This is a genomic window from Ralstonia sp. RRA (genome assembly GCF_037023145.1).
Lineage (GTDB): Bacteria > Pseudomonadota > Gammaproteobacteria > Burkholderiales > Burkholderiaceae > Ralstonia.
In genome coordinates, this window is sequence record NZ_CP146092.1 from 425,478 (window position 1) to 442,809 (window position 17,332).

Here is a 17,332-nt window from a genome sequence, read left to right on the forward strand (position 1 = left end):
AATGGTAAAGGAACGTATCGGCCACCGGAACCGAAACCTTTGCAATTGGGCGCAAATGCGGGTAAGTCCTTGCCAAGACAGCCGTAGGCAACCTTGCAGTCATTGGGCAAGGTGCGGCGAAAGCGCACACCATCGGCGCGCGTGGCGCCGGGGCAAACGCGCGAAAGAAACGCCGGTTTCAACCACCGCGCACGGCACGCGCAAACGCTTGCACTACGTTGGCCGAGGCATCGGTGATGGCCCAGTAGCCCATGCCGGCGCTGCGCCAGTACATCAACTGATAACCGCGTTCCGTGCGCAGGGCGGGCTCGGCGTCGCCGCCGGCCTCCGGGCGCACGTACAGATCGACCGGGTGCTGCGCAGACCGATACACCAGCACTGCCACCGGGCGGCCGTCGATGTAATCCAGCCGCCCGCCGATGAGCGGGAAGCCGCGCGTGGCGAGGTCCGCGACCGGCGGCGCGTAGTCGATCCGGCCGTTGAACCAGGGCTTGACGGTGTGGCGGTCCGACGACAGCACATCGGTCTCACGTGCGCCCAGCAGCGCCCGCACATGGCTGGCGGTGATGTCGTGCGCGGTCAGTGCCACCGTATCGGGCCGGCCGACCAGCACACCCACGCCCAGCGCTACGGCCGCCAGCGCGCCCGCCGCCAGGCCCAAGCCCCGCGTTGGCGTGATGAGCCATCCGGCCAGGCGCTGCCAGGCGGACCCTGCCCGTCGCGGCCCACGGGCAGGCGCGGCCGGCGCTTCATGCCGTGTACCCGTTTTGGCCTGCGCTTCAACCTGCACAGCGTGCAGCACGCGCTCGCTCAAACCCGCGGGCGCCTTCATGTACAGCGCGGGCGCACGCAGCCCCTGGCGCAACGCACGCACCACGGCATCGTGGCGCGTGGCAGCGCCCGTGCAGGCCGTGCAGGTACCCAGATGCGTTTCCATGCGCAAGCTGTCGGCCGCACCGAGTTCGCCATCGGCGCGCGCGGCCAGCAAAGCGCGGATGTCGTCACAGTTCATGGCGGGCCTCCTTGGTACTGGTTCCCGTGCCGCCCGATGCACGGATCGGCGTGACATTGGTGCGCGGCGGCGCGGTGTCTTCGGTCAACAGGCGCGCGAGCTGCTGCCGCGCACGCGCCAGCCGCGACATGACCGTGCCGATAGGTGCGTCGACCACGGCGGCAATGTCGCGATACGGCAGGTCTTCCAGCTCGCGCAACACGAGCACCTCGCGATACGGCACCGGCAGTTGCGCCAGCGCGGCATGCACCCGGCGCACATCATCGATACGGGCCAGCAGCGCGGCCGGGTCCACACCGTAGCTGGCACCGTCGTCATCGGCCTGGGCCTGACTCGCGGCGGCTTCGTCATTCCACGGTTGGGCGGGCGCCTGCTTGCGGCGCGCGCATTCCGAGAACCACGTGTTGCGCACGATCGCCAGCAGCCAGGGGCGACCATCGCCGCCCCGGAATCCACTAAACAAACGGAACGCGCGCAGGCAGGCTTCCTGGACGAGGTCGTCGGCGTCCTGCGCATCGCCCGAGAGCCAGCGCGCCAGGTTGTAGGCCGCATCGACATGCGGCAGCACCGCCTGGGCAAAACGCTGGGCGTCGGTGGGCAGATCGAGCGTGGGGTCTGACAGGTCGGACATGGCGGCCTGATAGCGGTTGACGTGCGTATACCGGGGTGCAATCCAGTTTATTCCCGCCGAAAGAAATTTCGTTGAAAACGCGCGTTTTGTGGAATACGCGCCCACGCCGACCGGTATGACAGGCAGGACCGGCGCGCCATCTCTCTTCATTTTTCTCCATTGCGCTGGATCAACGACCGAATCAGCAACCCAACGCAGGGGACACCCCATGAGCAAACAACCCGGACGACGCCAGTTTCTGCAACTGGCCGCGGTCGGCGGTCTGGTGTATGCCTCCGGCCTGCCCGGCTGGCAGGCGATGGCCGCCACCACGCGCGCAGTAGGCGGCAAGCAAGAAGACTTCTATTTCGTGCAGCTATCGGACTGCCACTGGGGCTTCAAGGGCGCACCCAACCCCGACGCGCGCGGCACGCTGCCCAAGGCGATTGCCGCCGTGAACGCGCTGTCGCCCGCCCCTGATTTCGTTGTCTTTACAGGTGACCTCACCCACATCAGCGACGACCCTGACGAGCGCCGTAGGCGGCTGACAGAGTTCCGCGATATTGCTGCCAAGCTCACGGTACCGGTGGTGCATTACATGCCAGGTGAGCACGATGCCTCGCTCGACAACGGCGCCGCCTACATCGAACTGTTCGGCCGCACGCATTACTCGTTCGACCACAAGGGCGTGCACTTCATCGCCATCGACAACGTGTCGGACCCATCCGCACGCGTGGGCGAGGCACAGCTTGCCTGGCTGGCGGCAGACATCCGCTCGGTGCCAGAGCACACGCCCGTCGTGGTGTTCACGCACCGCCCGCTGTTTGATCTGTACCCGCAGTGGGACTGGGCCACGCGCGACGGTCAGCAGGTGATCGACCTGCTCATGCCGCACCCGAACGTGACCGTCTTCTACGGCCACATCCACCAGGAACACCACCACATGACCGGGCACATCGCGCACCACTCTGCGCGTTCGCTGATGTTCCCGCTGCCTGCACCACCGGCGCCGGGCTCGCAAGCCAAACGCAACCCGATCCCATGGGATACCGCCGCGCCGTATCGCGGCCTGGGCTGGCGCAGCATCACCGAACACGGCAAGCAGGATGCTGCCACCTGGGCGCTGGCGGAACAACCGATCCAGGCCAGCAGCGAGACCAACGCCACCGCCAAGACCCCGGAGACCACCTGACATGCGCCCCACCCTTGCACACAACCCCAAGCGGCGCCTGGCGCTGCGTCAGTTCACCGTACTCGCCGCTGGTGCCGCACTCGCCTGCGTTGCGCATGGCGAAGGCCCGCAGGTGATCCGCGTGCATGCGCGCAAGTTCACCTTCACGCCCGACAAGATCACGCTCAAGCGCGGCGTACCCGTGGTGTTCGAGTTGACCGGGCAGGACATCCTGATGGGCTTTGCGATTCCGGATTTCAACGTGCGGGCGGATGTGGTGCCGGGGCAGACGGTGCGCCTGGCGCTCACGCCCGACAAGACCGGCACGTTTGATTTCCTGTGCGACATCTTCTGCGGCTCGGGGCATGAGACGATGAATGGGACGTTGACGGTGACATAAGGCAAGCGTAACTCGTACCAAAGAAAACGCCCCGAGATGTCGGGGCGTTTTCTTAGGTGTCTCGGCGCCTACGTCGACTCAGTGTCCAGAACCTCGCCCACCACCTCGGCCTCGACTTCCGGAGTGGGTTCACCATCCCTGGTAGCAATCAACCCCTTCGGCACCAGCATGATCAGGGGCAGGATCAGCGCATACACCACAGTTGTGGCAATCACGCAGTACGTGAATCCGTACGTTGGACTGCTGCTGTAGATGCGTGAGCCAAGCAAATCACCTGCACGTGCAGAGAGTGCGAGCACACCATCCACCAGCATCATCAGCGTGCCTTGCAGTCCTGGCGGACAGGACCGCATGGCGAGATCAAAGTACGCTGCCGTGGCGACACCACCCATCAGCCCGATCGGTGCCGCCAGCACCAGCGCGAGATCGGCCGAGTGAATGAATGCCAGCGGAACCATCTGCGGCACGGCGATGATCGTTCCCCACCACAGCAGCTTGTTCAGCGCCACACGCTTGCACAGCACGCCATACAGCAAGAAGGTCGGGATGAACGCGGCGGCGAAGATGCCGTTGTAGTACGAGTACACGGAATCCGATGCATGCAGCGCGTTGGTCAGATAAAACTGCAGCGGCGTGGCCGCGCCCGGTGCGAAGTTCCACAGGAAGCAGATCAGCACCGCTGGATAGACCGCCCGATGCCTCACCAGCCGCCTGACATTCCCAACGAAATCCGCCGCTTTGGCCTGCGGCCTTGCATAGGTGTGACCGAAAACGGAAGCGGGCGTCCATCGCCCCAGCATGGCTACCACCAACATGAGCGCCGCCGCCAGGAAGAAGGCCTGCTTCGGAGCAAGATGATCGGAGATGTACCCCGAGGCGAACGCGCTCGCAACAACCGGTAGCGTGCCAACGCAATTCAACAGCACGCTCAGGCGCCCAGACATGCGTTGCTCCTGGCCCACCAGCGCAATCAACCCCTGGTAGGCCGCCGCGACAAACCGGGACGACAGCATCGCCAGCAACATCCCGACAAGCAGTGCCGGGTAGGAGAGACCCGACAACGCCATCCCGACGAGTGCCAGCGCGGTGACTGGCGCGAACATCAGGAAGAAGCCGCGATCCCGCAATCCCAGCGGGTTCCATTGGTCGCGCACAAGACCGAACGCGAACGCCAGGTACACCGGGATGCCTGTCACCAGCCGGAACATCGAGATCTGCGTCGCCGTGGCATGCAACTGGTTCTTGAGCAGATACGACGTCTGGATATCCACCAGATAACCGGCCGGCGAAGCCAGCGCGATGAACAGCGTCAGGCAGCCGAAGTACAGCAGGGTCTGGTCACTGCCCTTGGCACCTTCGTGCCCCCACCCCGTGGGCAAGCGCGCAAGTCGTAGAGCGTGCCGGCAATGGGCGACCGCTTTTGACAGGCTAGATGATTTCGTTGCCACGGCACGCACCCTGTGGGTGACGACTCCATAGCAGCATGCGCCGTGCGAGCGCCAGGGGCAACGCAACTCATTCGAAGAGACGAGGCCACCCGACCGGGAATCGGCCATAAGAGGTCAACAACCGCATGCTAGGATCACCTTACCCCTGGCAGCCGCCCCTTCCGCCATGACGACCATCTACGCGACCCTCGGCGTGCAGCCGGACGCGACCCTGGACGAAATCAAGCGCGCCTATCGCCGTGCCACGATGAAGTGGCACCCCGACCGCAACCTTGGCCGTGAGGCAGAGGCCTACGCGGCGTTCCAGGAAATCCGCGAGGCCTACGCCATCCTCTCCGATGCCGAGCAGCGCCGGGTCTACGACGAAGTCTTCGCCCAGGAGATGCAGCGCTGGCAGGCCGAGCACGAGGCGCAGGAAGCCGAGGAGCGCGCCGCGCAACGCGAGCGTGAACGCATTGCGCAGGAACACTACGAGAAGATGGTCGCCATTGCGATGCGCTTTGCTGACGACGGCCACAGTCGGGACGTCCTCTTCGGCGTGCTGCTCGGGCGGGACTGCGAGGCGGAGCTGGCGGCGCGCATTGCGGATAGCGTGTGGGCGATGCAAGAAGCGCGGCGGGCGAGTGTGGCTGCTGCAGATGTGCCTGACAGCGAGGCAGCCCCGACGCCTGACGAAGCACTGGGGTCAAAGGCTGATGCGCCGACGACGCACTCGCGGCACCCCAGCACTTTTGAATCGTTCTGGCAGGGGTTGTTTGGCTTGCGCCCGTAGGTGCCGATTGCCCTGCCCGCCAACTGCGGATGATTGGATGCGAGTCCGTCTCGCCCTGCGAGCAAGATCACCAAGGCCGTGCTGATGGTGCCCGGCAACGCCTTTGTCATGGGCCAAACGATTGCGGATTGCCGTTTGCCGCGGTGCCAGGTTCATTTGGGCCCTTGGGCCGCATGAGAAACAAGCACCCGCGCCTCGCGACCATTAAAGGATTCATGTTGGCTGCCGATGAGCTGATTGCGTCTGTTGCGGTCAATCAGCTTATTCGTCGTCATGCCCAACTATCCGCATTCTGGCTGTCGCATGGGCTTCCCGACCCGGTCAGCGTGGCGGGCGCTGCTGGTGCGCGCCGTCATCTGCAGGCAATCGGTGGCCAGCAATATTGAGCGCTCCGATCGACGGGTGGCCGCGAGAAGTCTCCCCTGCCGCGCGAGCCCGACCGGCCTATACCGAACCCGAAAGCGAGCGTGATGTGCGACAAAATCACTTTGCCCGGCTGCTATCCAGCCTGATCGGTTTGCTGGTTCTGTGCGGTTGCCACCAGCAAGACGCCCCCATCACCAGTTTGCCCCCGCCACACCGGACCAGCATTACGGCATTGATCTGGGCACCGGACTGGCCCGAGCAGATGCTTCAGATTGCTGCCGAGTTCAGCAAGCTCAATCCCGATGTGCAGCTGGACGTTCAATTCATGATCGGCAATTCGGTCGAAGAGAACATCAAACCCCGCGTCGCTGCCGGCACGCTGCCCGATCTGTTGAGCGTCAATCCCAATGCCTATTCGGCCGAACTGGCCGATCAGCGTGTCCTTGCCGATGTCAGCCAGACATCGGCCTGGACGAACATGCTCGCCCCGCTCAAGCGGGACTGGACCAGCCGCAGCGGCAAAGGGTTCGGCATCTCGGGCGGTGTCGCAACGACGATGATCTACTACAACCGCGAGATGTTCGAAAAAGCGGGTGTCGACAAGCTGCCAACGAATTTCGACGAGTTCCTGCGCGTGTGCGCGCAGCTCAAACGCGCGGGATTCACGCCCATGATGTTGAACGGCGCATTCCCAAACATGCTCGGAAACGGACCGTTTGCCTCGGGCTTCGCCAACAACGTGGTCGCGCGCGAGCCGAACTGGAAAAGCAAGATGGCCGAGGGCACGCTGGATCTCGACACCCCCGAGGTCGCCGATATCTTCGCCAGGACGGCGCTGCTGCCGGAGCGCGGCTACGTGCAGGCGTCGTTCATGGCAACCGGCTACGACGACGGCATGCGTCTTTTCAAGGAAGGCAAGGTAGCGATGGCTTTCCAGGGCAGCTGGGCGGCGGGCCTGCTGCTGCATGGCAATCCCTTTGCGGTCGGCGTGTTCATCCCGCCATGGAACAAGCGCGGCGAGCAGGTGGTGCCCGTGCTCGGCAGCGAGACCGGCTTTGCCGTATGCGAGACGCCCAACAAGGCGGCTGCCATGCGCTTTCTGGAATTCATCGCCGGCAAAGGCTTCCCGATTCTGCAGAGAAAGCGCCACAACATCTCTCCATTCCAGCAAGACGCGGAAACGACCGTCAGTGACCCGGAAATCGTCGACTATACGAACTCGGTCAGCCGCCATTTGATCACTGCCAGCCCGTACTATTCGACGCTGCCGTCAAACACACTCGAGTCACTGCACGGGTTGATGCAGGACGTGTTGCTCAAGAAGATGTCGCCCAGGCAAGCGGCGAAGCGACTCGACGAATCGGTCAAGAATGAAGCGAAGATGCACTACAAATGAACTCGATCCCACGGTTACTGCAGCGCGCTTTCGACTATCTCTCACAGGACCTGCTTCGCCGCGTTGAGATTCGCCACCGATTGGTTGCCGCGTTCATCCTGCTGTCTCTGCTGCCGATCTTCATTTCGGCCTGCATTTCGTACGTGAACTCGATCGCGGCGATCAAGGAGAACGCAGAGATATTCTCGAAGGAGGTGGTCAAGCAAGTCTCGAGAAACATCGAGTTGCGCATGCGGCAGATCGAGACGGAAAGCAACTTGCTGGTGCTCTCCAATCGGGTTCAAGGCGCGCTTGCCAGGGCTGCGAGCGGCCACGGCAAGGAACAAAGCGAGGCACGCCAGGACATGGCGCGGCTGCTCCTCGAGCATTACGGATCGGTGGATTTCATCAACCAGAAGTATCTGCTCGACAAAAACAACCGGATTCTGGACACACAGGCCGCCACGCAATTGACCCAGGGTGTGACACGCCTCGTCTCGCGCGCTCAGGATGCGCATGAGCACACGTACTGGGGCAGCTACGACAACGGTGTCGGACAGCAAAACCTCGGGGTGGTGCGCGCCATCATCGACAAGAACAGCAACCAGCAGCTCGGCAATCTGGTGCTGATCGTCCGCCCGGCATACTTCTCGACCATCTTCAACGACGTCGCCACAGGCAGCGGTACGCAAATCTACATTCTCGATGCGAGTAACGAGGTCATCATCCGGCCCGCCGACGCATCGAATGACGCCGGCGCACTACCCGAACCCGGCTTGCTCGAAAACATCGCGCGCAACGCGACATCGGGCGAGGCCCGAAGCTTCGTTGCGGTCGAGGGAAAGCGCGGAGGACGTTATTTGGCTGCGTACGCCAAAATCCCCGGCACGACCTGGTTCGTGGTGAGCACCATTGCGGAGAAAAAACTGACGGCCGAGGCACAAGCGGTGCGAAACCAGATCGCGCTGGTCGGCATCTCGGGGGTTTTGCTGTCGATCTTCCTTGCTTACTTCATCTCGCACAGCATTTCTGCACCGCTCAGGGAGCTGGTGCGCAAGGTGCACGATACCGGCGACGATGCCGGCGCCGAGGTAGACGAAGGAAAGCACGTGGAAACCGGGGCCCGCGCCAAGGACGAACTGAGCAGGCTCGCGCAGCGCTTCGAGAGAATGCGCGAAGCGATCAAGCAGAAGATCCAGAAGATCAACGAGATCAATGCCTCGCTCGAGCAAACCGTTGTCGAACGGACGGCAGAGCTCGTCACGCGGGAGCGGGAGTCGCGCACGCTGATCGAGAACTCGCCCGATACGATTGCGCGCTATGACCGCGATTCCCGCCGCATTTACGCCAATCCTGCGTTCTGTGCCGCGGCGGGCTGCAGCCTGACAGAAGCGCTCGGCAAGCGGCCGTCGGAGCTGCCTGGAGGCGCCAACGCGCGCGTTTACGAAAAACTCATCAGCGACGTCATTGCAAGCGGAACCAGTGCGCAACTCGAACTGAAATGGGTCGGCAAGGATGGGCGGGAACAATGCTCGCACATCCGCCTCACGCCGGAGACCGACCGCGCAGGCCATGTGCATTCCGTGTTGGCGATCGGTCGTGATCTCTCCGACCGGATGGCGTTTGAGGCCACCATCTGGAAGCAGGCCAACTTCGATGCGCTGACCGGCCTGCCGAATCGTCAGATGTTCCATGAACGACTCGCTCAGGAAGCCAGGCAGCCAGGCCACGTCGGGCAGCGCATGGCGTTGATGCTGATCGATCTCGACCGTTTCAAGGAGGTCAACGACTCGCTCGGGCACGACCGGGGAGATACGTTGCTGATCGAGGCCGGCAAGCGCATCGGTTCGTGCGTGCGCCAATCGGATACGGTCGCCCGTCTTGGCGGCGATGAGTTCACCGTCATCCTGCCCAATCTGGATGACACGGAGAGCGTTGAACGGATCGCCAGGACCATCATCGGCAAGTTGGCCGAGCCATTCACGCTGGGCACGGAAGAAGCCTTCATTTCTGCCAGCGTTGGCGTGACGTTTTACCCCGACGACGCCCACGATCTTGATGTGCTGTTCAAGAACGCCGATCAAGCCATGTATGCGGCCAAGAACGCCGGGCGCAATCGCTTCAGTTACTTCAAGCCCGATATGCAGGTGGAGGCCGAAAAGCGCCTGCGGCTTACCAGCGATTTGCGCGCCGCGCTGCCCAGTGACCAGTTTCAGGTCTACTACCAGCCCATCGTCGACCTCGCCACCGGCGAGGTTTGCAAAGCCGAGGCGCTGATCCGCTGGCTACACCCCGAGCGCGGCACGATCAGCCCGCACGATTTCGTTTCCGTGGCGGAAGACACGGGCCTCATCGTTCCCATTGGCGACTGGGTGTTCAAGCAAGCAGTGCAACAGGTGCGGCAATGGCGCGATCAATTCCATCCGTCGTTCCAGATCAGCGTCAACATGTCGCCGGTGCAGATGCGCCAGGATGCCCAACTGTGCGCGCGATGGTCTGACTTCCTCGCGCGCGAAGGCTTGCCGGCGCAGAGCGTGATGGTGGAAATCACGGAAGGGCTGCTATTGCAGGCCGAATCGCGGACGGACGAGACACTGCTGACCTTGCGCAGCGCGGGCATCGGGATCTCGATCGACGACTTCGGGACCGGCTATTCATCGCTCGCTTATCTCAAGCGCTTCGATATTGACTACCTGAAGATCGATCGTTCATTCGTCCACAACCTGAGCTTTGACGAAGACAACCAGGCGCTGTGCGAGGCAATGGTCGTCCTCGCGCACAAACTGGGGCTCAAAGTCATTGCCGAAGGTGTGGAGACCGCCGAGCAACGAGATTTTCTCAAGGCCGTCGATTGTGATTTTGCGCAGGGCTTTTTCTATTCAACACCGGTTCTGCCGCACGCGTTCGAACAGCGGGTGTGGCCACAGTCCGCAAAGCGCGCTGCTGAAACTGAGGCATGAAAGACTGAGACGCCCTGACCCGCTCAGGGCGTTTTCATTTGCGGTTGCGGCTATCGACGCTCAATTGCTTCCAGTGCGTCCCATGTCTCTGGGTTCAACTGGCACCCCTCCAGCGCGAGCAGCACATACGCGCCAATGGCATCGAGAAAGCCCGCGCGATATTCCAACGGGCGTGCGCCCAGCACGTAGTCCAGTGTTTCACGCAAGAGCGCGGGCTGGACCCTGCGATGCCGGTGCAACGAGCGCTGCGTAATCCGCAGAAACCGCTGCGCGCGCAGCGCGCCAGATTGGTACAGTGTGGGGACAGATGGGGGCGCGATGCGCGTTCCGCAGTCTCTATGTATGCCTTGCTGCGAATGCCTTGATGTAATCGTCGACGGTGGCAAAGGAAGCGATATCGATCTTCACACCACGCTGCGTTGCGTGTCTGGCTGCCAGATCGCCGAGAGCATCCAGTTCTTCGCTCGTAATGAACCAGACGCCGATATCGGTCCAGAACCGATCGCTTGGCCTCAACTTGTTCGCGGGCACTTGCAACGTGCCGGCGATCTCATTCCAGAGCGTGCAGACCTCCGCTTCGTCAAGATCGTTTGTGGCGTAGAACTGCCTATAGATCTGGACATCGCTGAGCGCTTCGCGATCGGCAAGGGCAGCACGACTCCCATTGCGACGACTCCGATCGAGCAATGCCAACGCTCCACTGAGTGCAATTGCGAGTGCCGCTAGAGGAAGAAAATTCATGGCGTAGCGACAATGCACGAAGTCATGAGGGCAACCCCGCTCGCCCGAGCCAGTAGTTGGCCAGCGCCTGCTGAATTGAGGGCGTATCGAAGCCGTCCGGCCCCTCAGCTTCGAGCTTGAACTTCAGGTACTCAACAATTGCACCTGCTTGCGCTTTCGAAAATACGGAATGCCGATACACAGCACTATCCCAAGCTGTCCGATCCCCGTACCTACGAGGATTGATCCTTTCCGCTGCACCCTGATCCGCAAGACCGTGGACCAAGTGGAACACAACATCGTTGTAGTGAATCTCCCCTCTGATGTCGTACAGCATGAAAGCCTGTAGGTAGTACCTGAAAGCCTCGTCAGAAAGAAAGGACAAGACTGCGTCCTGATCCATTTTGAATACGTGCAGGTCTCTCCAATTTTTTACCCCACGAAATATTGCTTCGATATCAGCGGGCTCGGAGCCTTCACGACTGCACACCAGCGCCCAGTCCGGAGGCACCTCGACGTCAGAGAATGCGCTGAGGATTGCGTCTTCCAGTTTGGCTTCTTCCATGTTTCTGCGCCTACGGTGACAGGCACCGGCCCCGAAAACCTATTTGACAGGAAATTCATAGCACCGTAGCACAGAACGCGCGGAGCGCAGGCTCCAGCCTTACAAGCCGGAATCAGGCGACATCAAATCGCCACCAAAATAGCTGTCAAAGATCTGTCCCTCCAAAGTGAAACTCACCATCCAGGAATACTCCCCATTCCTCTTCGGGACGATACCGTCCACCAGGGCTGCAATTCTCTTTCTGTCCAGAGGCGACACATCACTCACCCCATCTGTCACTACAGAAAGAAGAACAAATTGGAAGTCGTCCTGTATTTCATAGGAGATGACCTCTTTTCCGAAAGGAGAGAGTTTTGCAATTTCCGAAACGCAATTCTCTGCGATCGCGTCATCAATCATCAGCAGTCCCTTGTCCAACCTACTCCATTGGGTGGTACTTGCCGTAGCCCAAGTAGTCATAGAAAACCTGGTTGACCTCCTCCCAACTGTCGGCCTCGAACGTTTTCATCAAGACCGAATCCTCTTCGAAGATATGCGCTTGCTTCTCCTTGGCCCCTTTCTCAACCAAGATCGGATCTCGTCGGTAAGACGGGGGTGAGGCCCATATTTCAAAAGTCGTCATAGCAGTCCTTGTCATGGTACGAATGCAAGTCCCTTCTTTACCTCAATATCCACGCGCTCACTCCCGTTATTGTCTTCCACTTCGTCATTTCGGAAGCTTCGACTCAACGGGCCCACGGGCTGCTCTCAGCATAAACGTGCGCGCCTTCTCGATGGCCGGAGCACGTTTCTTTTTCTGAGCCTTGGTCATGCGTGAAGCAAGCGATTCCAGTTTGGCCAGCCCTTGCGCCAGGGTCAGCGGGTCCGCTTGATTCCAACTCTCCAGCGTTGACAACACCAACCCAATCCACCAAGCTCCCTACCATGCCTCGCCACACCACCCGCCTCGCGTCGATTATTCGCACCATTCCTGGAATGGTGGGTTAGCGCGCGTCAGCCGGTAGCAAACGAACCCGCCTCCGAGGCGGGTTTTTTGTGCCCGCCTCCTGAACCCTCCCCTCTCAGGAGCTTGTCATGACGCTGCAATCGCAAACGCCCACCGCCGCACCCACCCAGGCCACGCTGCATCTGGTGTGCGGCAAGATCGGCGCCGGAAAATCAACGTTGACGCAACGGCTGGCGGATGCGCCGGCAACCGTGTTGCTGAGTGAGGACACCTGGCTCGCACATCTGTATCCAGACGAGATCACGAACGTGGCCGACTACGCACGCAGCGCGCGCCGCTTGCGTGGTGCGTTGACTGACCACCTTTGTGCGCTGCTTGGCGCAGGCCTCTCCGTTGTGCTGGATTTCCCCGCCAACACACCCACCAGCCGCGCGTGGATGCGCGAAGTCTTCGAGCGCGCCGGTGTCGCGCACCAGCTGCATTACCTGGACGTGCCCGATGCGGTCTGCAAGCAGCGTCTGCACGATCGCAATGCCGCCGGTGCCCACCCGTTCGCACCGACCGACGCGGAGTTCGAAGAGATCACGCGCTACTTCGTAGCGCCCACGGCCGAAGAAGGCTTTCACGTGGTGCGGCACACGTGATCATTTGAATCATCTGGTGCCCAACAACCGACACTCCGCCGACAACGCCAGCAGATTCGGATCCCGCTCCCGATTGCGCTGCATCACCAGCACGATGTGCTGACTGATCGCATACCGCGCCGCCAGCGGAATCAACTGCACCTTGGGGCTGAAATCCGCCACGCGGCGCGGCAGCAGCGCATAACCGATGCCACCGCTCACCAGGTTCATGAGCGAGAAGATGTCGCCCACGCGCAGCGCAATCTGCGGGGCAAAGCCAGCCTTGTCGAAGGCGGCCATGAAATCGTGGTACGTGGCGAAATCATCGCCGAGCGCGACAAACTTCTCGCTGCGTACCGCCTGTAAGTCGATCTCCGCCGACGCGGCGTACGGGGAGTTGAGCGGCGCGGCAAACAGGATCTCGTCGTCGAACATCGGCACGGTCAGCAGATCGGGATTGCGCAGCGGCTCGCCCAGCGCGATCACGATGGCGTCGAGCTGGCCGTCTTCCAGCTTGGCGAGCAGGCTGCGGTTTGAACCCAGCGTGAGTTCGATGTCGAGTGCGGAGCGGCGTGTCTTCAGGCCTGCAAAGATGCGCGGCAGCGTGCCGACCGTCATCGAATACAGGCCGCCGATCTTCAGCGTCGTCGACGAGAAACCCGCCGCCTCGCGCGTGCGGCGCACACCGGCCTCGCATTCGGCGAGGATGCGTTCGACGTGCTCGGCGAAGACATAGGCGGTGGACAGCGGGATCAGCTTGCGCCCATCACGCTTGAACAGCGGGCAGCGCAATCCCTCTTCCAATGAATGCAGCGCGCGGTGCACGCTCACCGTGCTCTGCCCCAGCGCTTCGGACACGCGCGCCATGTTGCCCAGCGTCATGAAGGACTGGAAGACCTCCAGCTTCTTCAGGGTGATGTCTTCGTCGATGGCCATGTGGGTGCCTGGTAATTTCGAATCGTTACGGTGACAACGCACAGCAAGTTGTGGCGACGGCGCACACAACCGGAAAAACTGCGGTGCCGAAACGATCCTATCCCATTGATCCGTCTGACTGGCACGCACGGCGACCTTCTTGCGCGCCGTGGCGACACGCGTAATGCAAATCAGATGTGGTACGTCGCCCCAGAACAGAAGTAGGAACCCACCCCATTTATGGCCCGCCGATCGACCACCTAACATTCCAAACATGGATCGACAGCTAGGTCGCGCGTTGCGCCAGGGGAGGCATGATGTTGCCCATTGCGAGTACACCTTTCCTCTTCTTTGCACTGCTGCTTCTCGCCGTGCCGAGCGGGCATGCCAACCCGCTTTTCGCGCGCCAGACAGGGCTGGAATGCGCGTCGTGCCACACCATCTATCCCGAGCTCACGCCTTTCGGCCGCAAATTCAAGCTGACCGGATACACGATGGGCGAGCGCGAAAAGATACCGCTGGCGCTGATGACCGTCGCTTCAAGAAACGCGATCAGCAACGACACGGACAAGTCCAGCGGCCAGCCGCTCTATGCGAAGAACAAGGAGTTCGTGCTGGAAGCCATCAGCCTCTTCTCCGGCGGAAAGTTCACCGACAATGCGGGCGCCTTTGTGCAGTGGACGTACAACAACGTCACCACCACGGACAACATCAATTTCGTAGGACATGGCGCGCTCGACAATACCGATGTGCGCCTGGTCAAAAAATTCGGCTCGGAAGAAAAACCGACCGTCATCGGGCTGACGCTACACAACAATCCCACCGTGCAGGACATCTACAACACCGCGCCGGCGTGGAGTTTTCCCTATTGGTCCCCGAGCGTTGCTGCTCCGGGCCGCGGCACACCGACGTTTCTTGAAACGGGCGCGCGCGTTGCGGGCATTGGGGCCTACACCTACCTCTTGGATTCGCTATACCTGGAAGCAACGTCCTATCAGACGGCAAAGGGATGGCTGTCGCCCTTGCGCGCAGGAACCCCCGATCCGCAGCGGGTGACGCTGAACGGCATGAATCCCTATTGGCGCGTCGCATACACCATCGGTGACGAGCACCAGAGCCTGACCGTCGGGCATTTCGGCACCATTGCCGACGTTGTCAGACCGGAAGCGGCAACGCCAGCCGACCAGTTTCGCGATCTGGGATTCGACGCGCAATTCCAGTACATCGGCCCGGATGACCGGCACATCATCAGCGCGCAGGCCACCTATATCGATGAGCGAGCGAAATGGCGCACCGGCTTTCCCGGCGGGAGCAACGACAACCCGACATCCAAGCTGCGCTCGGCCAGGGCAAAGGCGACCTACCTGTACAACCACACCTATGGGGTGACGGCTGGCGTCTTCAAGGTCACGGGCGATCCTGACTTTGCGCGGTTCGGCTCCACAACGGGCACGCCGGATACCACCGGTTACATCATCGAGCTCAACTACTGGCCCAAGTTCAAGGCACCGTTCGACCCGCAGATGAATGTCCGTTTCGGCATCCAGTACACCGGCTACACGAAGTTCATGGGCAGTTCCGAAAACTACGACGGCACGCTCAGACGCGCCCGGGACAACAACACGCTGTTCTTCTACGCCTGGTTCATGTTCTAGATCTAGAGCCTGTTGACCGATTGCGCGCGCCCATTGGCATGACCTGGGAGTCAAGACCATGAACCCGAACAAGATCCTCTCGCGGCGGAAGATGCTCCGCCATGGTGCCGGCGCGCTGGGCGCCGTGATGCTGACCCGCATTGTGTTTCACAGCCAACGCGCCGAGGCCGATAACGGCAACAAGGCGATATTGCATTATCAGGACAGCCCCAAGGAAGGACACCGGTGCGCAGACTGCACCGCGTTCAAACCCGGGGCCGAGGCCGATACAGGCACGTGCAAAGTGGTGGGCGGTCCTGTCAGCCCGAACGGCTGGTGCATGGCATTCTCGCGGCGGTAGCGCGCGCACCATGCCGTATGCGTTGTGGGTTGGCGCGGCAGATCCGCGCGATAGAGTCACGACACCGGCGCAGCCGCCAGGCACCACTACATTGCAGCCGCAAACCGGCGGTAGTGCGCCATCACCGCAGGCACGTAGGACTGCGTTTCCGCGAAGGCCGGAATGCGGTAGCCCGCGCGGATCACGGCGGCCTCGCCGGCGTTATAGGCAGCCAGCGCCAATTCGATATCACCGCTGAACAGGTCGAGAAGCAGGCGCAGATATCGTGCGCCCGCCAGCACGTTCGCGCGGGGGTCGAACAGATCGCCCGCGGAGAAGCGTCGCCCTGTTTCCGGCATCAGTTGCATCAGGCCCCGTGCCCCTTTCTTTGAGACGGCGCGGGGGTTGAACTTCGATTCAACGGCAATGACGGCGCGCAGCAATTCGGGTTGCACGTTCCAGGTGCGTCCCGCTTCGGCAATGATGTCGCCGTACCGTGACATGTCGATCGCGGCGCCGCCCCCGCTGCGTACCTTGTCTGCAGGCTGTTGCACCGGGGCCGGACGCGCCTCGACGATGACGCGAAGACCGGTGCCACGCGCGCCGCTCGGCATGTTGGTCAGGACAACGGTACCGTCCGCTTGAACGGTGCCGAAGATCTGCGCATGTGCGCAATGCATGAACGCGTCGCTTACGATCACGGCGGCGGCCAGGCTGACGCCAATCAGAGGCGCATGCATCTTGGGTCTCCGCCGCGCCGTCAATGGGCGTGCGAATGGGGGTCGGGTTGCGACGCCAACAGACCGTGGTAGGAATCCAGCAGTTCGTCAGCGGTTGCGAAACCGTCGATGCGAAGCCAGTCCTTGCCCGGTGCCGCGCGCAACAGCACCACCGGGTTGTGCTCCATCTTGTCTTCGCGGAACACGTTGAACGCCTTCTGCGTCGCCACGCTGGCGGCAAGCGTGCCGGTGTAGTGCTGCCATTCCGGTCCCGCGCCAAACTTCGCCGCATACTCGCGCAGACGCGCTGGCGTGTCGTTTTCCGGGTCGATCGAGATCGATACCAGATGTACCTTGTCCCGCTCAGGCCCCAGCTTGGCTTGCAACTGCGACAGCGTCTGGCTGATCACGGGGCAGATGGTGGTGCACGTGGTGTAGATGAACGTCAGTACGACGGGGCGCCCATCGTTGAGCGCATCCTTGAGCGACACTGCCTGCTCATCGTCGCGTACGAGTGTCACATCCGGCAGGCTGTACGCCACCCGCGACAGGTTCATGTTGCGCATCATGTGATGGTGCGCATGCGGGTCGGTATCCTCATGCGCCGACACGCACGGCGCCCCCACGGCAATCATGCCGGCAGCCGCCATCACAACCAGCCGCATCGAGATATTCAGAACGGAATCCATGACGTCCTCCGCGACGGATGGTTCGCGCTTTCATTGTGGTCGCCCGCTAACCGCATCGGTATGGGAG

19 protein-coding genes are annotated in these 17,332 nt (G+C 61.8%); 9 read left to right on the top strand and 10 right to left on the bottom strand.

Going from position 1 to position 17,332, the window contains the following annotated elements:
• Window positions 1-178 precede the first annotated feature (178 nt).
• Both V6657_RS19985 and V6657_RS19990 read right to left on the bottom strand, forming a co-directional pair.
• Entirely contained in the window at window positions 179-1,012 is an 834-nt protein-coding gene (locus tag V6657_RS19985; RefSeq protein WP_048934816.1) for an anti-sigma factor, read from the bottom strand.
• Entirely contained in the window at window positions 1,002-1,643 is a 642-nt protein-coding gene (locus V6657_RS19990) for an RNA polymerase sigma factor (protein ID WP_048934815.1), read from the bottom strand. The genes V6657_RS19985 and V6657_RS19990 overlap by 11 nt, the downstream gene beginning before the upstream one ends.
• Before the next feature lie 208 nt (window positions 1,644-1,851).
• Between V6657_RS19990 and V6657_RS19995 the strand changes: the two genes are divergently transcribed.
• Window positions 1,852-2,814 (top strand): metallophosphoesterase, encoded by a 963-nt coding sequence (locus tag V6657_RS19995; RefSeq protein WP_048934814.1) that lies wholly within the window; start codon window positions 1,852-1,854, stop codon window positions 2,812-2,814.
• Window position 2,815: 1 nt separating this feature from the next.
• Window positions 2,816-3,193, top strand: coding sequence for a cytochrome c oxidase subunit II (locus V6657_RS20000; RefSeq protein WP_048934813.1), 378 nt, complete (start codon window positions 2,816-2,818; stop codon window positions 3,191-3,193).
• Between the two features lie 68 nt (window positions 3,194-3,261).
• Here V6657_RS20000 and V6657_RS20005 read toward each other — a convergent pair whose 3' ends face one another.
• Window positions 3,262-4,572: an MFS transporter gene (locus V6657_RS20005; RefSeq protein WP_048934812.1), complete on the bottom strand. Its 1,311-nt coding sequence runs from the start codon at window positions 4,570-4,572 to the stop codon at window positions 3,262-3,264.
• 235 nt (window positions 4,573-4,807) lie between these two features.
• On the opposite strand from V6657_RS20005, the gene V6657_RS20010 reads away from it, so the two are divergent.
• The 4 genes from V6657_RS20010 (at window position 4,808) to V6657_RS20025 (ending at window position 10,114) form a co-directional block, all read left to right on the top strand.
• Window positions 4,808-5,413 carry a J domain-containing protein gene (locus V6657_RS20010; protein WP_048934811.1) on the top strand — a complete coding sequence of 202 codons (606 nt, stop codon included), beginning with the start codon at window positions 4,808-4,810 and terminating at the stop codon, window positions 5,411-5,413.
• Window positions 5,414-5,586: 173 nt separating this feature from the next.
• Window positions 5,587-5,799, top strand: a complete 213-nt coding sequence (locus V6657_RS20015) for a hypothetical protein (protein WP_160315304.1) — start codon at window positions 5,587-5,589, stop codon at window positions 5,797-5,799.
• An 86-nt stretch (window positions 5,800-5,885) separates the two neighbouring features.
• Window positions 5,886-7,175 carry an extracellular solute-binding protein gene (locus tag V6657_RS20020; RefSeq protein ID WP_048934810.1) on the top strand — a complete coding sequence of 430 codons (1,290 nt, stop codon included), beginning with the start codon at window positions 5,886-5,888 and terminating at the stop codon, window positions 7,173-7,175.
• Window positions 7,172-10,114, top strand: a complete 2,943-nt coding sequence (locus tag V6657_RS20025) for an EAL domain-containing protein (RefSeq protein ID WP_048934809.1) — start codon at window positions 7,172-7,174, stop codon at window positions 10,112-10,114. The genes V6657_RS20020 and V6657_RS20025 overlap by 4 nt, the downstream gene beginning before the upstream one ends.
• A 50-nt stretch (window positions 10,115-10,164) precedes the next feature.
• Here the strand turns inward: V6657_RS20025 and V6657_RS20030 are convergent, their stop codons facing one another.
• The 4 genes from V6657_RS20030 to V6657_RS20045 form a co-directional block, all read right to left on the bottom strand.
• The gene (locus tag V6657_RS20030) at window positions 10,165-10,320 is read right to left on the bottom strand and encodes a hypothetical protein (protein ID WP_248694736.1); all 156 of its coding nucleotides are present in this window, start codon (window positions 10,318-10,320) and stop codon (window positions 10,165-10,167) included.
• A 130-nt stretch (window positions 10,321-10,450) separates the two neighbouring features.
• Window positions 10,451-10,855, bottom strand: a complete 405-nt coding sequence (locus V6657_RS20035) for a hypothetical protein (RefSeq protein WP_137884686.1) — start codon at window positions 10,853-10,855, stop codon at window positions 10,451-10,453.
• 22 nt (window positions 10,856-10,877) lie between these two features.
• Entirely contained in the window at window positions 10,878-11,399 is a 522-nt protein-coding gene (locus V6657_RS20040; protein ID WP_048934807.1) for a DUF6714 family protein, read from the bottom strand.
• A 99-nt stretch (window positions 11,400-11,498) separates the two neighbouring features.
• Window positions 11,499-11,816, bottom strand: a complete 318-nt coding sequence (locus V6657_RS20045) for a hypothetical protein (RefSeq protein WP_048934806.1) — start codon at window positions 11,814-11,816, stop codon at window positions 11,499-11,501.
• Window positions 11,817-12,473: 657 nt separating this feature from the next.
• Between V6657_RS20045 and V6657_RS20050 the strand changes: the two genes are divergently transcribed.
• Window positions 12,474-12,989 carry an ATP-binding protein gene (locus V6657_RS20050; RefSeq protein ID WP_048934804.1) on the top strand — a complete coding sequence of 172 codons (516 nt, stop codon included), beginning with the start codon at window positions 12,474-12,476 and terminating at the stop codon, window positions 12,987-12,989.
• A gap of 9 nt (window positions 12,990-12,998) precedes the next feature.
• Here the strand turns inward: V6657_RS20050 and V6657_RS20055 are convergent, their stop codons facing one another.
• Window positions 12,999-13,904, bottom strand: coding sequence for a LysR substrate-binding domain-containing protein (locus V6657_RS20055; protein ID WP_048934803.1), 906 nt, complete (start codon window positions 13,902-13,904; stop codon window positions 12,999-13,001).
• Window positions 13,905-14,197: 293 nt separating this feature from the next.
• Between V6657_RS20055 and V6657_RS20060 the strand changes: the two genes are divergently transcribed.
• The gene (locus V6657_RS20060) at window positions 14,198-15,538 is read left to right on the top strand and encodes a hypothetical protein (protein WP_048934802.1); all 1,341 of its coding nucleotides are present in this window, start codon (window positions 14,198-14,200) and stop codon (window positions 15,536-15,538) included.
• A gap of 58 nt (window positions 15,539-15,596) precedes the next feature.
• Window positions 15,597-15,878: a high-potential iron-sulfur protein gene (locus tag V6657_RS20065; protein ID WP_048934801.1), complete on the top strand. Its 282-nt coding sequence runs from the start codon at window positions 15,597-15,599 to the stop codon at window positions 15,876-15,878.
• A gap of 86 nt (window positions 15,879-15,964) precedes the next feature.
• Here V6657_RS20065 and V6657_RS20070 read toward each other — a convergent pair whose 3' ends face one another.
• Window positions 15,965-16,597, bottom strand: a complete 633-nt coding sequence (locus V6657_RS20070) for a lytic transglycosylase domain-containing protein (protein ID WP_048934800.1) — start codon at window positions 16,595-16,597, stop codon at window positions 15,965-15,967.
• 20 nt (window positions 16,598-16,617) lie between these two features.
• The gene (locus tag V6657_RS20075; protein ID WP_048934799.1) at window positions 16,618-17,265 is read right to left on the bottom strand and encodes an SCO family protein; all 648 of its coding nucleotides are present in this window, start codon (window positions 17,263-17,265) and stop codon (window positions 16,618-16,620) included.
• Between the last annotated feature and the right edge of the window lie 67 nt (window positions 17,266-17,332).